Source organism: Mesobacillus stamsii, from assembly GCF_030814065.1.
GTDB classification, from domain to species: Bacteria; Bacillota; Bacilli; order Bacillales; family Cytobacillaceae; genus Mesobacillus; species Mesobacillus stamsii.
Map to the genome: position 1 here is coordinate 18784 of NZ_JAUSUN010000019.1, position 20495 is coordinate 39278.

Here is a 20495-nt window from a genome sequence, read left to right on the forward strand (position 1 = left end):
GAATTCTACGATTTTTTGGTCACCAATACGGCTTATTAGTAACCTTAAATCATAATCAACTAACTTACTTAAATACTTTTTAAAAGGAGTTCATTCTAAATGAAAGAGATTATCTCATCTAATGTAATGGTTCGAAAGAGGTTTTCTATGAAAAAAATGCTTGAAAAAAAGAGATTGCACCTCGGCAATCTCTTTCCTGGAAAGTAAAAATCCCTTCAGACATTTCTTTTCGCTTTAAATGCCTGATTTTATGGCTAGATCAATTGCTTCCGGAAGTTGCCTTCAGACCAATGATTCCAATTAAAATGAAAGCTACAAACAACAATCTCAGAAGACTGCGCGGCTCCCCGAACAACACGATTCCAAGCAGCACGGCACCGGCTGCACCTATCCCCGTCCAGATGGCATAAGCAGTACCAATCGGCAGTGTTTTAACAGCCATGGATAAAAAATAAAAGCTTATTCCCATCCCAGCGAGTGTGATTAGCGATGGATAAAGCTTGGTAAATCCATCCGTATACTTCAGGCCAATCGCCCATACAACTTCAAATAAGCCAGCGATCACTAAAAAAATCCACGCCATATTGATTCCTCCCTTTCATATAAAATCAGGGCACCTTGTTACGAAATTTCAGTAAAAAAACCCGGGAGATATCCATCGATATCTCCCGGGTTTTTTTCCCTCCGTGTACACATGTGTTCCTGTGCGTCCTCTCTCGGACCAGTCCAGCCATACAGCTGCGGAACCCTAGAGGACTTTTCATATTTGGAATAGTATCATAACGGAAGTCTCAAGTCAAAAGAACGTGTTCATTCTCAGGGAACTCTCTGTTCATCTTGGTTTCATATTCTGCCGAGGGCAGCGGCGGTGAATAGTAATAGCCCTGGACTTCCTGGCAACCAAGTGACTTTAGCAAGTCAATCTGAGATTCTGTCTCCACTCCCTCTGCGATGACCTTCAAGTTAAGGTTCGTTGCCATCGATACGATCGTAGAGATAATTTCACTATTTTCCTGAGAATGGGCAACAAAGCTTTGATCAATTTTCAAGCGATCAACAGAAAGCTTGCTTAAATAACTCAAGGAGCTATACCCTGTTCCGAAATCATCAATGCTGACTTCAATCCCCATTTCCCTAAGTGCCTGAAGCTGTTCATTGATTCCATCTTCTTTTTTGATCATAATGCTTTCGGTCACTTCAATTTCTATCAATTCCCCACTTAAATCATACTCTATAAGAGATTGGTGCATGAACTTTACGAAATCTTCCTGGTAAAAATGAATGATTGAGATATTGATGGATGTCCGCGGAACCTGGTATTTCTGCCCCTTCCAAACAACAAGCTGGCTGAATACCTGCCTGATAATCATCCTTTCCAGGGACACGATCAAGTTCGCCTCTTCAGCAATCGGGATAAACACCCCAGGAGGAATCATGCCATGACGAGGATGCTTCCATCTCGCCAACGCTTCTGCCCCGGTGATATTATTAGTGTTTGCATTGTACTTTGGCTGATAGTATACGGTAAGCGAATCGTTTTTGATTGCGTTTCGCAAGTCATTCTCCAGTTCAAATTTATTGACATCCTGATCGACCATACTCTTGTCAAAAAATTGAAAATCATTTGTCCCGTTCTGCTTCGCTTTATACATAGCCATATCGGCGTACTTCAGCAGAACCTCAAGATCACTTGTATCATCCGGAAAACGAGCAATCCCGATACTTGCAGTAATCAAAAACTCCATTCCACCGGCAAAGACCGGTGTCTGGAATGCCTTAACCACCTCGTCTGCTACTCTTTCTGGTTTATTCCCTTTTGTCACGAGAATCGCAAACTCGTCCCCACCAATTCTAGAAGCCAGGCAGTTACCAGGTGTTACTTTAGCAAGCTGTCTGCCGATTTGTTCAAGAATCTGATCTCCAAACGAGTGACCAAATGTATCATTGATCCTTTTAAAACGATTAAAATCAAGGTAAATCAAAGAAAAAATTTCACCCTTACTATCCAATCTTGCCATCACTTTCTCTAACTGTCGCCGGTTCGGCAAGTTTGTCAGATCATCATGATACGCTAGATACTTAATCATTTTATCTGTTTTTTTCTGTTCCGTAATATCCCTGACAATTCCAAAAACACCAATAGTCGTATTCCTTACGATGATTCTGACAGCTGTGATCCTCACTTCAGCAGAGGTCAAATCCGCTTTCTTTAAGGTCGTTTCAATTACCTTTGTCTCTCCGCTGAGTACTTTCCTATAATACCTTCTAATTTTCTCGCTTTCTTCGCGGTCGGCAATCAACTCGATAAAATCGAGACCAGTGAGTTCACTGGCTGTATAGCCTGTCAACTCAACTGCCTCTTTGTTCACATTCAGGATCATTCCTTGTAAATCAACCCTGAAAACAGAATCTGGATTATGGCTAAACAAGGATAAATGAGATTGGACATTTTTTAAGATCAATTTTTCACCGAAAAGATCAGGGATAAGCATAAAGAGGAAATTAGCGGCAGCCATATAAAGGAAGGGAGCCAAAAAGGATTGGAATCCAGCTTCTTCCGTAGTCGGTATCATCGAAGTCAAGACAATATATGGAATACCACCTAGGGCCATTCCCCCAAAGATACTCCCCAAATACTTATATTTCTTTATAAATTCGTAGAGATCCTCATTCGTAATTTGGATTATAAACCTGACCAGCAAAAAAGAGGTGACTGTTACCATTAACGTGCTTAACATTGCTAACATCCACTGTATCTCCGTTGCATCGCTAAAAATGAGGTGAAAGGCTGTATACTCTGCAAACAGAATGGTGGTGGCGATCAGCATACTTGTATAAATATACTGTGGCGTAGTGGCAATATCGCTTTGCAACAGTCTCATAGCTGAGTATGCACCTAGCGAACATATGCCAAAAAACAGTAGAAGGAATAAATAGAAGTTGTCCGTTGAAAAAGGAATATCTGCTGAAATGATCACAAATAAGTGTGTCAATAAAAAGATAGCTGCCAGAAGTAGAGAATACAGAATACTTCTTCGTTTTTTTCGAACCGGATTTTTTTTGACCTGCCTAGTAAATTCGACCCCCATCAATAAGGAAATGATCAAAAATACGGTGGTCAAGGCAAATGTTTTTACGTCAAATATGTACATGTAAGGGATCTCCATCCTGCCCTCTGCTTTTGCGTTTTTTATCGCTGCTTTTCCTTCTATTTCATTTATCGGCCATAAACAGCGAATTTTAAGCAGTACAAATTCAAGATCAAAATAAAATAGAAATTAAATACAATCCGAGCAGCAAGAATATAAAAAAGATGATTCCTGTCGATACTTTTATCAGTCTATTTGCTGATTCGAAGGTTTGGCTATTAATATTTCTCTGAACGAAAAAATAATGTCTGGTGGCAAGAGCCAAGATGGCAAGACCAACTAGCAAGGAAAAGATGCTCACAAAAACTGCGATCGTGTCGGCAAGTTGGCTTACTTCTTTGATATTATTGAAATGCAGACTTGATGCCAAAAATCCAATCCCAATAATAGTAATGGATGTCCTGACCCACGCAAGATAAGTTCGTTCATTCGCAAGATGCTGTTGAATATATTTTGATTCAAGCGTTTTGTTCTCTTCCATTCCCATCCTCACTTTCATTCCGCCTCTTGTCCTACCTATGTTATCTTTCCACCCGATTAGTAATCGTTATTCATCAAGCATAGAACATGCTCTAATTACAAGGCTCATGCGCACAAGGGCAACCTTGTTCCTCCGCTTCGACTTGGAGCGTACTGTGGTCGATTCCAAAACGGTCATGCAGAAGTGTCTGCGCTGCTCTTAGGACATGGTCATGTGTTCCCTTTCCTTCAACCGAAATATGGCCGCTAAGCATGAAAACCCCTGATGTGATCGACCAAACATGAATATCATGGACATCTCTAACTAGTGGAATCTTCATTATTTCCTCTTTCACTTCTGCTAATTTAATTTGTTCTGGCGTCCCTTCCATCAAGATATGAAAACTCTCCTTAGTAATCCGCCATCCGCTGATAATGATCAGGATTGCGACGAATATACTAGCGATCGGATCTGCAAGTCCCCAGCCAAAAAAGTAAATAAGCAATGCAGCAACGATTGCTCCAACTGAACCAAGCATGTCACCTAATACATGCAGAAATGCACTCCTTACGTTCAAATTCTCCTCTTTGTCACCACGCATTAGCATCCATGCTGCCAAAATATTGACCAGCAATCCGATAACTGAAATGGTCAGCATTCCAAGACTTTGCACTTCTGGTGGATTAGCCATGCGATGATACGCTTCGACAAAGATATAAAGCGAAATAATGATCAATGTCAAGCCATTAAGTGCGGCGGCAATAATTTCAAAACGTTTAAAGCCATATGTTTTCAAATTGGTCGCTTTTTTTTCGCCAAGCTTCATTGCAAATAAACTCAACCCAAGTGCAGCTGCATCAGAAAGCATGTGGCCGGCATCGGATAGAAGCGCGAGACTATTGGTGAGAAAGCCGCCAATCCCTTCCACCACCATATAACTGGCGATTAAAAGGAAGGACCATAATAATGCCTTTTTATTGTTTGAATGACTGTGACCATGACTATGAGAATGATTATGCCCCATTTTGTCAGCCTCCTTTCGGAAAATGAACAATTGTTCCTATAGATGATTATGACTTAATTACGAGTATGGTTCAACTATTAGCTTCTCTATTCCTATTCACTTTTATTATCAGCTTGAAACACGAAAAGCCGCTGGTATTCAGCGGCTTTATCCAAGACTTATAAATATTTACGGTGAACACCTTTTCCATCGAACGTATAAAGCATAGCCCTGCCTTCGACAACTGTTTCAATATGGCAATTCCGTCCCCAAAGCTGATGGAGATAGGGAAGAACTTTTTCAAGGTATTTAATGTCCAATTCTATTCCTTCGAAGCCATGTGTAATATAAAGCTCGCCATTTTTAAGATAATCGCCATCGGTTACTGTCAAATAAGGAAAACCGCCATTTACTCTCATGCTTACGAGCTGGTCACGAACGAGTTCCCATGCTTTGTCCACGACTTTGTATTCTCTCCCCTGCTTTTGAAAGAGATATAAATCCTCACGCATCACCAGATCCTTAGTCAAGTAATTACGTAAAAATGAACTATCCGATTCAATCTCTCGGACTTCGAACATTTTTTCCCTTCCTGAACCAGGTTTGACACCAAGACGTTTCATTTCCTCCGTTGGATGATCATACCGTTCTTCAATATCTTCAAAAATTTTGATACCCAGGTAATATGGATTGATTCCTGTTTTCGAAGGCTGAACGACACCAGCATTCAATTTGGCGAACTCAATGGATTCTCCGCCAGTTAGATCCATCTCGCGGAGGATGCGCTGATGCCAATAAGATGCCCAGCCTTCGTTCATGATTTTCGTCTCCAACTGCGGCCAAAAATAGAGCATTTCCTCGCGCATCATTGTTAGGATATCCCTTTGCCAGTCAGCTAATTCCCGGCTGTAGCTTTCAATGAACAAAAGGAGGTCTTTCTCTGGTCTCGGCGGAAATTTCTTTTTGCGTTCTTTTGGCGGGACATCCTTCGTTTCCAGATTCCAAAGATCATCATAAGGAGTCGTTGCCGAAACCGGCTCCTCATCGCCTTCATCCTCTTCCATGGACCTTGCGAGCTTTGGCCTCATCAAAGAAGGATCAATATGCTCTTCAATCGCCAACACAGCATCGAGAAAGGACTCTACCTTTTGTTTTCCATGTTCGATTTCATATTTGCGGATCCTGTCAGCAGTTGCCGCCATGCTTTCAACCATATCTCTTTTCGTATTATGAAAACGAGCATTATTTTTAAAAAAATCGCAGTGAGCAAGTACGTGAGCAACAATCAATTTGTTCTGGATAAGCGAATTCGAATCGAGCAGGAAAGCATAACAAGGATTCGAATTGATCACCAACTCATAAATTTTTGATAGCCCTAAATCATAATGAAGCTTCATTTTATGGAACTGTTTCCCGAAACTCCAATGCGAAAACCTCGTTGGCATTCCGTAAGCACCAAATGTATAGATGATTTCTGCAGGACAAATTTCATACCGCATCGGATAAAAATCCAGACCGAATCCCTTCGCAATTTCAGTAATTTCAGAAATGGCATATTCTAGCGACCTTTGTTCTTCCGACACCATCTCTCCCCCTTTCCCCTCTTACATCAATGTATGAGCAAAAAAGGAGAAAGATGAACAGGTTAACAATTTTACGGCTGGTAATGTGCCGTGATGCTAAGGCTGATTAACCGGTTGTTTTTGAGATCATGGGTTACTTGCACCGTCATAAAAACCGGTTTTTCTTTCCCAGTAATTTTGTACTGGAAGGAGTCCTGAACCGTTAGATCATCCATTTGATTTCGGCCCATATATTTATAATCCTGACTCGCCTCACCAGGAAATTCTTCTTTGATCACCGCTGTTGCAATCCGGCCATACCTTTCATAGTCAGGTCTCTGCGCGTTACTGTTGATCGGCAGGAAGCCGATCAACAAGTACAAGGTTATCGCTGCTGACACAAAATATTGTTTCATAAAAAAACACTCCTTCCTGTAATTATACAGGTAAATATTTAAAAACCCTGTAAACAAAGACGACCAAGATTTGCTGAGGAAGTTCTGCACCCAACTCCATATAATATAATCAACTCCTCATAAGGAGGATATACAATGAATCAAACGGATTATGATCGCGCATTATTTTACACCCATCGATCTCAATGGGATAACTTGCTCATCTTGATGGTCAGGACAAAGGATCAATTCCTGGCAAAGAAAATTGAACATTTTCTCCACGCTTATCATTTCGAAAAAGACTATACTGTCATTGAGAGAAGCCTGTATTCCCTGTTAAGATACATTGACCACGCAAATGAAGCCGGCGGCGATGAAGGCCTGGAAACCGCTACCGGTTCGATTTAAGCTAGAGAATTCCACCAAAATAACACGGCACCTTAATTAAGGTGCCGTGTTTTCAGCTTTTTTATACGGTTTTACAAATTTTTAGCAGCTTGCATTTTTTTGTCAACGAGTTCCATGAATTCCTGCTCGACCTTTTTGAGTTTCAGCTTGCTGTCCATGAGATTTCGATCATTCACACCAAAATAAAATTTGATTTTCGGCTCGGTACCTGATGGTCTCAAACACATCCACGACCCATCTTCAAGATAGTATTTGATCACATTGGAGGATGGAAGGACGATTTTTTCCTCCTCGCTACCCTCTTTCACTCTTACTCCTGTCAAATAGTCCTCGATCATCGTGACTTTCCATTCACCTAGCTGTTTAAGCGGCTCCCTGCGGAAAACCCGTAGCGTTTTCTCGATTAAATCGGCGCCTTCTTTGCCTTTCAGCGTAAGGGAACGAAGCCCTTCCTGATAGTAACCATACTCTTCAAATACACTAAGAAGCGCTTCGTATAAAGACATGCCCTTCTTTTTATAATAGGCGCATACTTCGACTGAAAGCATTGCAGCCTGGACGGCATCTTTATCGCGAGAAAAGTCACCGATCAGGTAGCCATAGCTTTCTTCGTACCCGAACAAGAACTTATATTCGCCAGTCGCTTCAAATTGCTTTATTTTCTCCGCAATGAACTTAAAGCCAGTCAGGACATCCATCGTTTTAAGTCCGAAAGCCGAAGCAATTCTTCGTCCAAGTTCGGACGTAACGATTGTTTTTAACACGATTCCATTGGCATGGAGCGTACCTTTTTCCTTTTTCTGAGTAAGAATATAGTGCAGCAACAAAGCTCCTGTCTGGTTACCTGTGAGCACCGTGTACTCTCCGTCCTTATCCTTTACCGCAATACCAAGACGGTCTGCATCGGGATCTGTTGCGATCAAGATATCTGCATCGATTTTTTTCCCTTCGCGGATTGCCAGTTCAAAAGCAGCATGTTCTTCTGGATTCGGACTTTTCACTGTAGAAAATTCTGGATCTGGCAGCTCCTGCTCCTTTACTACTACAACATTCTGGTACTTCAAATTGGTCAGAATATTGCGCACTGGCATATTAGCCGTTCCATGCAATGGAGTAAAAACCACTTTGACATTGGTTTCGTCCGATAATGAAGGATTTTCGGAAATAGTCATCAGTTTCTCGAGATAAGCTCGGTCCACTTCAGGCCCAATCATTTTGATCAGCCCTTTTTCCTTTAGCTCCTGCTCGTCCAGCACTTCGAGTGACAATTCATTTTCTATTGCATTCACTTTTGAAATGACTAAGTCAGCACTGTCAGTCGTAAGCTGTCCACCATCAGGACCGTACACCTTATAGCCATTGTACTCAGGTGGATTATGGCTAGCCGTTATTACGATTCCAGAATATGCATGCAAGTATCGGACAGCAAAGGACAGCTCAGGAGTCGGCCTTAATTCTTCAAAGACATATGTCTGGATCCCACGGGTGGCTAAAGTCTTAGCAGCTTCCATCGCGAATTCCGCTGACTTATGACGGGAATCATAGGCAATCACGACACCGCGCTGCTTTGCCTCATCCCCATGTTCTTCTATGTATGCTGCCAGTCCAGCCGATGCTTTGCGCACGGTGTACATATTCATGCGATTGGTTCCGACGCCAATCTCGCCGCGCATTCCTCCAGTTCCAAATTCAAGATTTTTGTAAAACGCTTCTTCTAAATGTTTCTCATCGCCCTTTAATGAATCAAGTTCGATTTTAAGCTTCGGATCCAATCCGGCAAAACGAAGCCACTTGTCAGCGTTCATTCTCCAATCCATCGAATGACCTCCCGAAAAAAAGATTTAAATCTTACTGCTAATTATAAAACAAGATAGATCATGTTTGATATCTTTTATGCTTACTTTTTGTACTGAATCCGATAAAGATCGTGTCTGCGGTCTTTCAACTGGCGCACCGTTCCATCCTGGCGCTGGCGGCGAAGAATTTCGAGGTCGACGTCGCCAATCATGACCATTTCGATGTTCGGGTTGGTTTCACCGACAATCCCGTCCCTAGCAAATTCAAAATCAGACGGCGCAAAAATCCCAGACTGGGCATACTGGATATCCATATTTTCTGTTTGTGGCAGGTTTCCTACTGTTCCTGAGATAACAGTGTACACTTGATTCTCGACTGCTCTTGCCTGTGCACAGTAACGGACGCGAAGATATCCTTGGCGATCTTCTGTACAAAACGGGGTGAAAATGATTTTCGCCCCCATATCGGTGGCGATCCTGGAAAGCTCAGGAAATTCAACATCATAACAGATCAGGATAGCAATTTTCCCCGAGTCGGTATCAAACACTCTCAATTCATTCCCAGGGCTAATGCCCCACCACCTGCGCTCATTTGGTGTAATGTGAAGCTTATATTGCTTATCGATTGTGCCATCGCGTCGGAACAGATAGGAAATATTATAGACTTCTTCATCTTCTTCTTTAACAAGATGGGAACCGCCAATAATATTGACATTATAACGGACAGCTAAATCAGTAAAAAGTTCAATATATTGTTCTGTATATTCAGCCACATGGCGGACGGCCAGCGAAGGTGATTTTTCATTCATGAATGACATGAGCTGGGTCGTGAAAATTTCCGGAAACACCGCAAAATCCGATCCAGCATCTGAAGCAACATCAATGAAATATTCAACTTGGTGGGCAAAGTCCTCAAAAGAATGAATTTGCCTCATCATATATTGGACAACACAAATGCGTACCGGATTGCTTGTTTTGAAAAACCGCTTCGATTTCGGATGATAGTCGACATTATTCCATTCCATCAAGGTTGCATATTTGTTTGACTGAAGGTCATCCGGCAAGTAATTCGGATTAATCCTCATTAATATGAAATCATTTCTTAACTGAAAAGAGAGAACGGGATCATATATTTTATGTGATGTAACCTGTCTTACATACTCACGAGGTGACATTTCCTTCCCATGCAGATGATAATTCGGAATCCGTCCGCCAATAATGATACTCTTCAAGTTCATCTGCCGGGCAAGATCTTTTCTTGCCTCGTACAGCCGATAGCCGACCTTCATTCTCCTAAAGTCAGGATGAGTCATAACTTCAATTCCGTATAAGTTATAGCCATCGGGATTATGATTGGTAATATAGCCTTCATCGGTAATATCATCCCAGCTGTGGCGATCATCGTATTCATCGAAATTGATGATTAGACTCGAACAGGACCCGACCACCCTGCCATCATATTCCGCTACAAACTGGCCTTCGGGAAAAATGTCCAGATGGCTTTCCAACTGGTCACGCTTCCAAGGCTCCATACCTGGAAAGCAGCTATTTTGCAGTTTAATGATTTCCTCCATATCAGAAGGCATCGTATTTCGAATCATCATTTTTTTTTCAAATTTAGACAAATCCAGCTCCGTCATTTAACATTGCACCCTTTCTTAATCGTCTCGCTTTTATGTATAAAAAATACCCCATCATGCCCTATACCCGCAATCAGCCAAAAGTATGACACGATTTAGCTTCTCCTGATTGATTCGGAAAAATTATTTTAGGAAAAGGGAATTGAAATATTTCTATCCATTCCTTAAGATGGAAGGAGGGATAGTTGTTTCTTTAACCCTGAGTTAGTTGGAAGAAAGTGAAGGAGGAAACTTCAGTTGAAGAAAGTTATTATTTTTTTGGTTATCATCATCGGATTGTTCGCGGCTTTATTTTTTGTCACGAAAGCGCAGAATGAGGAGAAAGCTGGAAATAATCCTTATGGAAAGGATACGCTCCATCCTGAAACCGTTAAGCAGCTGGATGATCCAAACTATCAAAACATCATCCTCCCTGATGAACTAGCTAACAAGCTTGACGCTGGAGAAGATGTTACGGTTTACTTTTTTAGTCCAACATGCTCTCACTGTGTCCGTACAACCCCTGTGGTCGCACCACTTGCAAAGGATATGAATGTTGAGCTAGTACAATACAATCTTCTCGAATTCGAACAAGGCTGGGATAAATACGGAATCCAATCAACTCCCACCATTGTCCAGTACAAGAATGGGGAAGAAGTCGCCCGAATTGTCGGATACCAAGAAGCAGCCACTTTTCAAGATTGGTTTAATGAAAACACCTTGAAATAGCCAAAAACGCCTGTGGATTAAGCAGGCGTTTTCTTTCGCGATCGTAATTCTATAATAATAGTCTGTTGGCTGCTTTTGTATACGTACTGATATACTCTAGATGGATATGGTTGGATTCAGAGAATTGACTGTAATTAAACGGGAAGCAAATCCCATAGTTCGTCAAAATTTGGACATTTTTACGAAACATCATCTGATATTTTTTAGGAATATTACCTGACTCCAGAATCGAAATCAGTGTTTGCATACTTGTTATCACTTGGAAAGCATCTCCAAGTGTACTGAATCTTTCGAATTGTTCCTGCCTTATATGTAATACTTCCAGCCTTTCAAAATCCTGTATGTCTTCATCCGTAAAGTATAATGGAAAAATATCAGTGTAAAAATAATTTGCAAGTTCTACAATTTTTTCTTCTTGTCCGGGCGTAGACGCATAAACAATTTTCAATGTCGACCCACCTTTTTCCCTTTGTAATATCACTGCAATATATATTCTTAGAATAACATATCCATGCCAGCTAACCGGGTGGTAATTATGACCATCAGGAAGGTAAAAGCCGACAAATCGGGAATCTGACCACATAGAAGAGGAGAGTACGATGATTCACACAAATAAAAAAGGCAGTTGGCTTGAAATCACAGTACCTGAAGAATGGGAAAAATACACGCTTGAAACGCTATTCAAGGATTTTTGGATGGCACCGAAAAAGCTTGTTCATGCATTCCGAATGGAAAAAAGCGTCTTACTAAACGGGCAAGTGCCTGATTGGACACTTCCATTTCAAAAGAATGCCCGATTAAGTCTGAAGCTTTTTACCGAGGAAAAACCAACCCACATTCCTCAGTATTTAAATGTCGATATCATTTATGAAGATGATCACCTAATTGTCTTCAATAAGCCAGCTGGAATGGATACCCATCCAAACGAAGATGGCCAGACGGGCACCCTTGCTAACGCAGCTGCATTTCATTTGCTGGCAAGCGGTGAAGTAAGCCGTCCGCGCCATATTCACAGACTCGACCGTGATACTACAGGTGCTGTTCTTTTTGCAAAAAACCCGCTCACTGCCGCCATCCTTGATAAGATGCTTCAAGAACGTTCCATCAAAAGAACCTACTTGGCGCTGACAGATGGGATCATCAGACAGAAAAAAGGAATAATTGATAAGCCGATTGGACGGGACCGGCATCACCCAACAAAAAGGCGTGTTTCCGAGAACGGCCAACAGGCAATTACCTATTTTCATGTGATAGAAAAAAAGAAACAACACACCCTTGTCCAATGTTCATTGGCGACAGGCAGGACTCACCAAATTCGCGTCCACTTTAGTGCCATTGGTCATCCGCTCACGGGAGACTTGCTTTACGGGGGGAGTGATGGAGTTTCCCGCCAAGCGCTGCATGCAGTTAAATTGGAATTCACTCATCCGTTTACACAGGAAAAAATCACCTGTCATGCTCCATTTATCGATGAGGAACCAATTTTTACTATTGATCCGTATAGCATTTGATAAAATCAAAGAGCCCTTCCACACCGGAAGGGCTCTTACTTTCTTTATTTAAGCTTTGCGCATGCTTTTCATAACGAGGCTGACGATGAATACTAACGCAATTGCACCAATCAATGCTGGAATAATCGCAAAGTCGGAAACCACTGGTCCCCAGTTGCCAAGGATGGCTTGTCCAATCCAAGCTCCTAAGAAACCTGCGATAATATTGCCGATTACTCCACCTGGAATATCTCTTCCAAGGATCAGCCCTGCAATCCATCCAATAATACCACCAATAATTAATGCCCAAAGAAAACTTAACATAATTGTTATTCCTCCTTATAAATGTGAATGTAAAGTTAAGTAGTAGTGCCAGGTGTACTTGCACCTATTTTTCTTACTGCAGTTTGTGTTATTAGGACTTGCTGATCCATTTGCTTCCCGGGAGCGAATCAGCTTGTTCTAATAGTATCTTACCTCTTTATCGATGAGGTTAAACCAGAGATCCTGCAGCGTTCAAGCAGTGAGAGCCAAGGCGTTTCTGCCTGTACACCTACATTACCACCCTCAGAAGATTTTAAAACCTACTCGTAATTACATTTGTTTTAAAACTTGCACCGGGTACTTTCACTGCTTTAGTGTATCCAGTTTCACAAAAAAAATAACGGATCGATAAAACTCAATCCGTTTTGTTAAAAATCGATATAGTCGGGATCCGCTCCAAAACGCTGTTCCTTATTAAGTCCATCAATTTCCGCTATTTCTTGTTCACTGAGCCGGAAATTAAATACGTCGGCATTTTCTTTTAGCCTGGACGGTGTGACTGATTTTGGAATAGGAATGATATCGTGCTGCAGATGCCATCTTAAGATAACTTGAGCCGGGGTTTTTCCGTGGCGATCTGCGATGTTTCCTAGTATTGGTTCATTCAGGAACCTTCCCCTTGATAATGGCGACCACGCTTCCACTGCGATGTCGTTTTGCCGGCAATACTCCCGAAGCTCAGTCTGTGCAAGCAACGGATGAAGTTCCACCTGATTAATCACTGGCCTTTCCTTACTCTGGGAAAGGAGATCCTGCAAATGATGGATCTTAAAATTGCTAACACCAATCGCTTTCACCCTGCCCTCCTGATATCGTTTTTCAAGGGCACGCCATGTTTCGATGTACTTCCCTTTTACTGGCCAATGGATCAAGTACAAATCCAGGTATTCAAGCCCTAGTTTTTCCAGACTTTCGTCGAAGGCTCTCCATGCATTGTCATATCCTTGGTCTGAATTCCAGACCTTCGAGGTAATAAATAACTCTTCCCTTGGGATGCCGCTATTCCGGATCGCCATGCCAACGCCTTCTTCATTCTGATAAAACGAAGCTGTATCAATCAACCGATACCCCAATTCAAGTGCTGTATGAATCGTTTCCTCAATTTGATTTCCTTGTTCTACTTTGTATACACCCAAACCAAGTACAGGCATTTCCACACCATTATGTAGCTTGATTTTATCATAAATACTTTCCAAGAAATCCCCTCCTTTCCCCCATTTTATCCCTCGCCAGAATGGATTACAAATAAAAGCGACTGCACAAGAGCAGCCGCTAAATCTATATAAACGGCTGGATAGCCGCTATTTTCATCATCACTCACTCTCTATGTTCCCGGCAAAAATTTGTCCTAAACAGCCGGACAACTTTGATTTTTCTCTTCTTTCGAAAAGAAAAACAAAGCCCCAGGAGGGTACCTAGGGCTTTGTTTTGTTATTTAACTCTATCTATTGCTCCGATCAGTCTATTTTCGATGTCTGAGGCAATCACTTGGAGATCGTCATTGTCTACAAACCTGATCAATTCAGTAGGTTTCGGTAGGCCGATCTTTGTTGAACCGTTTTCTTTATACACAACAATTTTGCATGGCAGAAAATAGCTTACAAGGGGATTTTTCTCAAGTACCCGCTTTGCTTCATGTGGATTGCATACTTCAAGGATAAGATAGTCTCCGTCTAGCTCTACACCTTTCCCAGCCAATGTTTCCTTCATATTTAACGACCAAAGGACACCAAATTTTTCGCTTTTTAAGCTTGCTTCCAGTGCTGAAACCGCTTCATTCAATGACTTGTCCACTTCAATGGTATAATGGAACATCTTCATCTCTCCTTTCAATTTTGATACCTATATTATAGGTACTATTTACATTGTGCCATACAATAAAACCGCCGTACATTTTTTTGCATACCGGCGGTAATATGTCCTTAATTAAAATCTTTCTTGCAACTCCGAAATCTCAACAGTTGTTCTCTCTTCGAGTGGTCCACGAAGATGAACAGTTGCCGTCCGTCCATCTTCACTTAAATGATCAATCCAAACAGATGCCCCATTGTAGACAACATCAATTTCTGCAGACGAAGATAGAATTTGCTTCACCCGGTTCAAATCCATTTCTTTCCCTCCATAAACCATTTTCTCCACTATTTTAGCTAGAAGCTTTCGTTTTTATGCGGAACAATAAAGGAAACTTTCCAAACTTCGGTTAAGTTTTCTCTTGTAAAACAAAATAAAAACGAATATTATATTTATTGTGTTAAAAAAACGTTCGTATTTTGGAGGAGTTATGTTTAAATTAAAAGAGAACAACACAACCATTAAAACTGAATTGATGGCTGGGTTTACAACCTTCTTCACAATGGTTTATATCGTAGTCGTCAATCCCATCATCCTAGCTGATGCTGGTGTTCCTTTTGAACAGGTTTTCACCGCGACCATCATCGCTGCTGTCATCGGTACATTGTGGATGGCTTTATTTGCTAATTATCCGATTGCGATTGCTCCGGGCATGGGTTTGAATGCTTACTTCGCCTATTCCGTTGTCGGCAACCACCAAAATATTACGTATGAGACGGCTTTCGCCGCTGTATTTATCGCTGGTTTACTGTTTATCATCCTCTCGCTGACATCGTTCCGCGAGAAATTAATCGAAGCAATCCCTGTCAATCTAAAACATGGAATTACTGCTGGAATCGGCCTGTTCATTGCTTTTATTGGCTTGCGCCTGACGGGGATCATCACCGCCCATCCAACAAATCTGGTTGCACTCGGGGATCTACATTCACCATCCGCACTGCTTGCTTTGGGTGGACTTGCCATTACGCTTATCTTAATGGTGCTCAACATCAAAGGGGCTCTTTTCCTTGGCATGGTTGCCACAGGCATGATTGCCTTTTTCACTGGACAGCTGAATTTCAATGACGGTTTCATGGCGATGCCTTCTCTGCCTGAAGGGATGATTGTCCTAAATCCTTGGACAGCATTGATGGATGTAATCCAAAATAGCTTGTATGCAGTTGTCTTTTCTTTTATCTTGGTAACTATTTTCGATACGACCGGTACAATGATCGGTGTTGCTCATCAAGCAGGACTGATGAAGGGGAATTCATTACCGCGAGCTCGGCAAGCACTTCTTTCTGACTCCATTGCCACTGCTTTTGGGGCCATGTTCGGAACTAGTCCGACGACTGCTTACATTGAATCGTCTGCTGGTGTAGCAGCAGGCGGACGTACTGGACTTACTTCACTGACAGTTGCAGGCTTGTTCATTTTTGCTGCTTTCTTCGGACCGCTTGTAAGTGCAGTTTCTGGATTGTCCGCTATTACTGCACCGGCATTGATCATTGTCGGAAGTCTGATGATGGGAAGCATCTCTAACATCACATGGGATGAACTTGATGAAGCCTTCCCTGCATTTTTAATCATCCTGAGCATGCCGCTAACATCGAGCATTGCTACAGGAATCGCACTTGGCTTCATTTCCTATCCTCTTCTAAAAGTCGTCAGAGGAAAATGGCGTGACGTCCACCCGCTGCTTTATGTTTTCGCAGTCCTGTTCTTTTACCAGCTTGCATTCTTGCCTCATTAAGAAAAACCGGGCAAACTTCGCCCGGTCTTTTTTTGGTTTGGCTGATCATCGGGGCTGTTGATTGGAACGGATGACACTCGCTTTCCGCGGGGCTCCTCGTCGCTTTGCTGAGAGCACTTAAAAAGTCCGATAAATTTTAAGAAAAACAAGTCCTCCCCACTTTAGTTTTTAAAATGAGTGGGAAATTGGACTTAACTTCCCACTCGTAAAGAAATAAGGGCGTAATATGGGATTGTGATAAAACTCCTTAATCTGGTAGTTGTTTTTTATAGCGCCCATCCTGATTGTTTAGCAAGTTTACTCTTTTAAGCCTGTTTGAACGAGCGAATTGAAAATCACAACTGCCAAATTTTATGTTTCGTATATTTTTTACTAAAAAACTGCCATAAGGGTGCAATTCAAGCGGAAAGATACCCTTATGCAAGCAATTTCACCTCTATAAGAGCATCTCTCATGCGGAAAGATACCCTTATGCAGGCAATTTCACCTCTATAAGGGCATCTTTCATGCGGAAAGATACCCTTATGCGAGCATTTTCACCTCTATAAGGGCATCTCTCATGCTGAAAGATACCCTTATGCGAGCATTTTCACCTCTATAAGAGCATCTCTCATGCGGAAAGATACCCTTATGCAGGCATTTCCATCTCCATAAGGGCATCTTTCATGCGGAAAGATACCCAGTTAATTCCCTAATTAATATAATTTTGGTCATTTGGACCAGCGAAATAGATTACGTACCGCTTTCCTTGAAGTTTTAAACAAAATATGGATCTCGCGTATCTTATTTAATTTCATGTGATGCTCGTCCGAAACATGCCGAAGATATCTTGGCTCGTTTATGTTATGGGAAAAAATGAGAATAATTTTTCCGATTCGCTACCCTCATTTCGAATTGTCTAGTGTAGCCTCTTAGAAACTCTGAAACTTCCACTCCGCTGGCAGAAAGATAGAAACACACAGTATAAAAAAAAGTATCCACGAACAAAAATATACTTCTTGCCCCATAGCTCGCTTTTTTTTTAGTATCCTTACGCTTCCGCTTCGATTTTTTGATTCATGTCTGTATAAATGGTCGGATCGATTTCCTTAGTGATTCTGCTTGTCAGGATTCCTGAAGTCATCGAGCCGCTGACATTTACTGCTGTGCGTCCCATATCAATCAATGGTTCAATTGAAATCAGCAAGCCGGCAAGGCCCACTGGGAGGTCCAATGCTGACAGCACGAGTAAGGCTGCAAAGGTAGCCCCGCCTCCAACTCCAGCAACTCCAAAGGAACTGATCGCAACGATCGCAATCACGGTTGCGATAAAGGATGGTGATAAAGGGTCAATCCCAACAGTTGGCGCAATCATAACTGCGAGCATTGCCGGATAAATACCAGCGCAGCCGTTCTGTCCAATTGATAATCCGAAGGAGCCTGCAAAGTTTGCGATTCCTTCTGGTACCCCCAGTGAGCGCTGCGTTTTGATATTTAAAGGCAGTGCTCCTGCACTCGTTCTTGAAGTGAATGCAAACGCTAGAACAGGAAATGCTTTTTTGATGTAAGTGACCGGATTCAATCCAGAAATAGTCAATAGAAGCAAGTGGATGATGAACATGATCGTCAGTGCCACATAAGAAGCAACTACAAATTTGCCCAAGTTAATAATTGCAGCAAAATCGCTTAATGCCACCGTTTTTGTCATGATGGCAAGAACGCCATACGGAGTCAGTCGCAGGATCAGCGTGACTACTCTCATGATGACTGCATAAAAAGCATCTACGATTTTAGCAAAAAGCTCTGCCTGTTCAGGAGACTTCCTCCTGACTCCAAGAAATGCGATTCCCAGGAAAGCCGCGAATATCACGACAGATATTGTAGATGTCGGCCTTGCACCCGTGAAGTCCAGAAATGGATTGGCCGGCAACAGATCGAGAATTTGCTGCGGCATTGTGCGTCCTTCGATTCCCCCATAGGTTTCCTCAAGTTTCATAGTCTGTGCTTGCTCTGCCTCCCCTTGATTGATTTGAACTGCTTCAAGGTCGAATCCTACTGCAGTCACTATCCCGACCATTGCTGCGACAGCTGTTGTACCAACCAGCAAGCCGAGGATCAGGGTACTGATTTTACCGATATTATTCGTGAGCTTCAGTTTTGTAAATGCAGCAAGAATGGAAATGAATACAAGCGGCATGACTACCATTTGCAGGAATTTAACATAACCGCTTCCCACGATCGAGAACCATTCCGCACTCTTCGTGAGGACTTCAGAACCCACTCCATAAATGAATTGCAATGCAAAACCAAACACAATCCCAATTCCCAGTGCAATGAAAACTCGTTTAGAAAAAGATACATGCTTTTTTTGCATGTAAAAAAGAACAGCGAGAATGCCCAGCATGATCAAAATATTTACTATCACTAATCCAGTGGTCACTGCTTTTTCCCCCTTCGTTTTCTTTCTCAAATAATATAATACATGTATTCTGATAAGTCAACTCGGAATTAAAATCATTGCCCTACCATGACAGATTACTATATGTTAATTTGGTTCCATACCAACTAAAAAGCCATCCCATTTGGGATGGCTTTTTAGTTTTAGTTATAAGCTACCTACAAGTTTTTCAATTTCACTCCGGTTATTTTCAAATCCGATCAATACCTTTTTATTTTTTAAGAACAGCATCTTTGTATTTGTAAAAATGAAGGCTGGAACGATTATGGTTCCGGTCAATTCCTTCAGCTGTTTCTCCACTTCCGGTTCATCCTGTACATTGATTTCTTTATAAGGAACATGCTTTTGCGAAAGGAACTCCTTCGCCTCCTGGCAATCTGTTCACATCGGCCTAGTGTATAATGTTAATGTGCTTTTTGACATTGCCTTCCCTCCTAAAACCAAGCTTTAATGGTAGTATATATGCAAAAGTGCCGATAATCCAATATCCCGATTTAAATTCTGAAGTTGAGCTTAATCACTTTCGCTTTTCTTAACGTTTCATAAATAATCACAACGATCGGACCGATAAAGACCCCTGCTATTCCTAATAGTTTGAGACCGATATACATGCTGATCAATGAGGCAAGCGGCGAGATCCCCAAGCTGGAAGAATAAATTTTTGGCTCAATCACTCTTCGGACTACCGTAATGACGAGAAACAGAATGAGCAACCCGATCCCGAGAAAATGGTTGTTCTGGAGAATTGCAATGACCGCCCAGGGAACAAGTACCGAACCTGTCCCGAGAATTGGCAGAATGTCCACTGCAACAATCAGCAAGGACAGAAGACCGGTATACTTCACCCCTAATATGCTCATACCAGCCATTGACATGACGAATGTGACAAAACTCAAGATGACTTGAGCTTTTAAAAATCCAATTCCTGCCTTGTTTAATTGGCTGCCGACAAAAAAGACTTTTTGACGGGTTTCTTCTTTCAAATGGGCCTCAAGCTTCAATTTTAATTTGGGAAGTTCAAGACTGAACAAGAATAACGCAATTAAATACACAAGAAACTCAATCATGAATCCCGGTATAGCAGAGAGCAGGTTGATAATCCCTGCTACAACTTGCTGAAGGAAGGAATCGAGGGCATTAATGTTTTTTTCGATTGTTTGCTCAATTTGAGCAATTACTTCCAACGGGAAATTTTTCGAGTAGAATTCCCATTTATGCATCAATGGCAGAATCCCAGTTTTGTACATGTCCTTTACAAAGGTTGGCGTCTTTTCCGATAATGACACTGCCTGGTGAGCAATAATCGAGACAAGATTATAGCCAATTACTGCCAGAAGAAGCACAAATCCAAGGAACACAGCGGTCACGGCATGAAGACGCTGAAATGAAAATCTTTTCATGATCCATTGAACCGCACCTTCGAGCATGACTGCTGTCAGGAAGGCAAAAATGAGCGGCAGGCTGTAAGGAATAAGAAAGAAGATGACTGCTGTAGCCACACCAATCGTTAACCATTTTTTCCACATAATCTATACTCCCT

Annotated in this window: 19 protein-coding genes, 1 pseudogene and 1 riboswitch; of the genes and pseudogenes, 4 read left to right on the top strand and 16 right to left on the bottom strand. The window is 41.8% G+C overall.

Annotated features, from left to right (window positions below; translation table 11 throughout):
• Positions 1 to 259: 259 nt before the first annotated feature.
• The 6 genes from sugE to J2S25_RS14090 all read right to left on the bottom strand — a co-directional run bounded on the left by sugE (position 260) and on the right by J2S25_RS14090 (position 6590).
• Positions 260 to 583 carry a quaternary ammonium compound efflux SMR transporter SugE gene (sugE, locus tag J2S25_RS14065; protein WP_307192204.1) on the bottom strand — a complete coding sequence of 108 codons (324 nt, stop codon included), beginning with the start codon at positions 581 to 583 and terminating at the stop codon, positions 260 to 262.
• 80 nt (positions 584 to 663) lie between these two features.
• A riboswitch (guanidine-I (ykkC/yxkD leader) is annotated at positions 664 to 763 on the bottom strand.
• Between the two features lie 28 nt (positions 764 to 791).
• Positions 792 to 3167: a sensor domain-containing protein gene (locus tag J2S25_RS14070; RefSeq protein ID WP_307192205.1), complete on the bottom strand. Its 2376-nt coding sequence runs from the start codon at positions 3165 to 3167 to the stop codon at positions 792 to 794.
• 94 nt (positions 3168 to 3261) lie between these two features.
• Positions 3262 to 3648, bottom strand: coding sequence for a YidH family protein (locus tag J2S25_RS14075; RefSeq protein WP_307192206.1), 387 nt, complete (start codon positions 3646 to 3648; stop codon positions 3262 to 3264).
• A gap of 73 nt (positions 3649 to 3721) precedes the next feature.
• Positions 3722 to 4633 (bottom strand): cation diffusion facilitator family transporter, encoded by a 912-nt coding sequence (locus tag J2S25_RS14080; protein ID WP_307192207.1) that lies wholly within the window; start codon positions 4631 to 4633, stop codon positions 3722 to 3724.
• A 158-nt stretch (positions 4634 to 4791) separates the two neighbouring features.
• Positions 4792 to 6198, bottom strand: a complete 1407-nt coding sequence (locus J2S25_RS14085; protein WP_307192208.1) for a SpoVR family protein — start codon at positions 6196 to 6198, stop codon at positions 4792 to 4794.
• A 68-nt stretch (positions 6199 to 6266) separates the two neighbouring features.
• Positions 6267 to 6590 carry a DUF3889 domain-containing protein gene (locus J2S25_RS14090; RefSeq protein ID WP_307192209.1) on the bottom strand — a complete coding sequence of 108 codons (324 nt, stop codon included), beginning with the start codon at positions 6588 to 6590 and terminating at the stop codon, positions 6267 to 6269.
• A 135-nt stretch (positions 6591 to 6725) separates the two neighbouring features.
• Between J2S25_RS14090 and J2S25_RS14095 the strand changes: the two genes are divergently transcribed.
• The gene (locus J2S25_RS14095) at positions 6726 to 6977 is read left to right on the top strand and encodes a YhdB family protein (RefSeq protein WP_044393986.1); all 252 of its coding nucleotides are present in this window, start codon (positions 6726 to 6728) and stop codon (positions 6975 to 6977) included.
• Positions 6978 to 7048: 71 nt separating this feature from the next.
• Here the strand turns inward: J2S25_RS14095 and J2S25_RS14100 are convergent, their stop codons facing one another.
• Together J2S25_RS14100 and J2S25_RS14105 are read right to left on the bottom strand one after the other, a co-directional pair.
• Entirely contained in the window at positions 7049 to 8794 is a 1746-nt protein-coding gene (locus tag J2S25_RS14100) for a phospho-sugar mutase (RefSeq protein WP_307192210.1), read from the bottom strand.
• Positions 8795 to 8874: 80 nt separating this feature from the next.
• On the bottom strand, positions 8875 to 10413 hold the full coding sequence (locus tag J2S25_RS14105; protein ID WP_307192211.1) for a bifunctional GNAT family N-acetyltransferase/carbon-nitrogen hydrolase family protein: 1539 nt from the start codon (positions 10411 to 10413) through the stop codon (positions 8875 to 8877).
• Between the two features lie 237 nt (positions 10414 to 10650).
• Here J2S25_RS14105 and J2S25_RS14110 point away from each other — a divergent pair, with 237 nt between their 5' ends.
• On the top strand, positions 10651 to 11121 hold the full coding sequence (locus J2S25_RS14110; RefSeq protein ID WP_044393990.1) for a thioredoxin family protein: 471 nt from the start codon (positions 10651 to 10653) through the stop codon (positions 11119 to 11121).
• Between the two features lie 49 nt (positions 11122 to 11170).
• Here the strand turns inward: J2S25_RS14110 and J2S25_RS14115 are convergent, their stop codons facing one another.
• Positions 11171 to 11569 carry a YhcU family protein gene (locus J2S25_RS14115; RefSeq protein WP_044393993.1) on the bottom strand — a complete coding sequence of 133 codons (399 nt, stop codon included), beginning with the start codon at positions 11567 to 11569 and terminating at the stop codon, positions 11171 to 11173.
• Between the two features lie 151 nt (positions 11570 to 11720).
• On the opposite strand from J2S25_RS14115, the gene J2S25_RS14120 reads away from it, so the two are divergent.
• Positions 11721 to 12632, top strand: a complete 912-nt coding sequence (locus tag J2S25_RS14120; RefSeq protein ID WP_044393995.1) for an RluA family pseudouridine synthase — start codon at positions 11721 to 11723, stop codon at positions 12630 to 12632.
• Between the two features lie 48 nt (positions 12633 to 12680).
• Here the strand turns inward: J2S25_RS14120 and J2S25_RS14125 are convergent, their stop codons facing one another.
• From J2S25_RS14125 to J2S25_RS14140, 4 genes are all read right to left on the bottom strand, one after another.
• Positions 12681 to 12935, bottom strand: coding sequence for a GlsB/YeaQ/YmgE family stress response membrane protein (locus J2S25_RS14125; RefSeq protein WP_044393996.1), 255 nt, complete (start codon positions 12933 to 12935; stop codon positions 12681 to 12683).
• A 368-nt stretch (positions 12936 to 13303) separates the two neighbouring features.
• Positions 13304 to 14131 carry an aldo/keto reductase gene (locus J2S25_RS14130; protein ID WP_439117503.1) on the bottom strand — a complete coding sequence of 276 codons (828 nt, stop codon included), beginning with the start codon at positions 14129 to 14131 and terminating at the stop codon, positions 13304 to 13306.
• Positions 14132 to 14366: 235 nt separating this feature from the next.
• Positions 14367 to 14750 (bottom strand): DUF302 domain-containing protein, encoded by a 384-nt coding sequence (locus J2S25_RS14135; protein ID WP_307192212.1) that lies wholly within the window; start codon positions 14748 to 14750, stop codon positions 14367 to 14369.
• Positions 14751 to 14861: 111 nt separating this feature from the next.
• A complete protein-coding gene (locus J2S25_RS14140) occupies positions 14862 to 15044 on the bottom strand; it encodes an H-type small acid-soluble spore protein (protein WP_307192213.1) in 183 nt (60 codons plus the stop codon).
• A gap of 172 nt (positions 15045 to 15216) precedes the next feature.
• Here J2S25_RS14140 and J2S25_RS14145 point away from each other — a divergent pair, with 172 nt between their 5' ends.
• Positions 15217 to 16518 carry an NCS2 family permease gene (locus J2S25_RS14145; RefSeq protein WP_307192214.1) on the top strand — a complete coding sequence of 434 codons (1302 nt, stop codon included), beginning with the start codon at positions 15217 to 15219 and terminating at the stop codon, positions 16516 to 16518.
• A gap of 1030 nt (positions 16519 to 17548) precedes the next feature.
• On the opposite strand, the gene J2S25_RS14150 is transcribed toward J2S25_RS14145, so the two are convergent.
• The 3 genes and pseudogenes from J2S25_RS14150 to ytvI all read right to left on the bottom strand — a co-directional run bounded on the left by J2S25_RS14150 (position 17549) and on the right by ytvI (position 20481).
• Positions 17549 to 18901 (bottom strand): L-cystine transporter, encoded by a 1353-nt coding sequence (locus J2S25_RS14150; RefSeq protein ID WP_198528194.1) that lies wholly within the window; start codon positions 18899 to 18901, stop codon positions 17549 to 17551.
• Positions 18902 to 19102: 201 nt separating this feature from the next.
• Positions 19103 to 19321: pseudogene (locus tag J2S25_RS14155) on the bottom strand (glutaredoxin family protein); the annotation flags it as partial.
• Positions 19322 to 19449: 128 nt separating this feature from the next.
• Entirely contained in the window at positions 19450 to 20481 is a 1032-nt protein-coding gene (gene ytvI / locus J2S25_RS14160) for a sporulation integral membrane protein YtvI (protein WP_044394003.1), read from the bottom strand.
• Positions 20482 to 20495 lie beyond the last annotated feature (14 nt).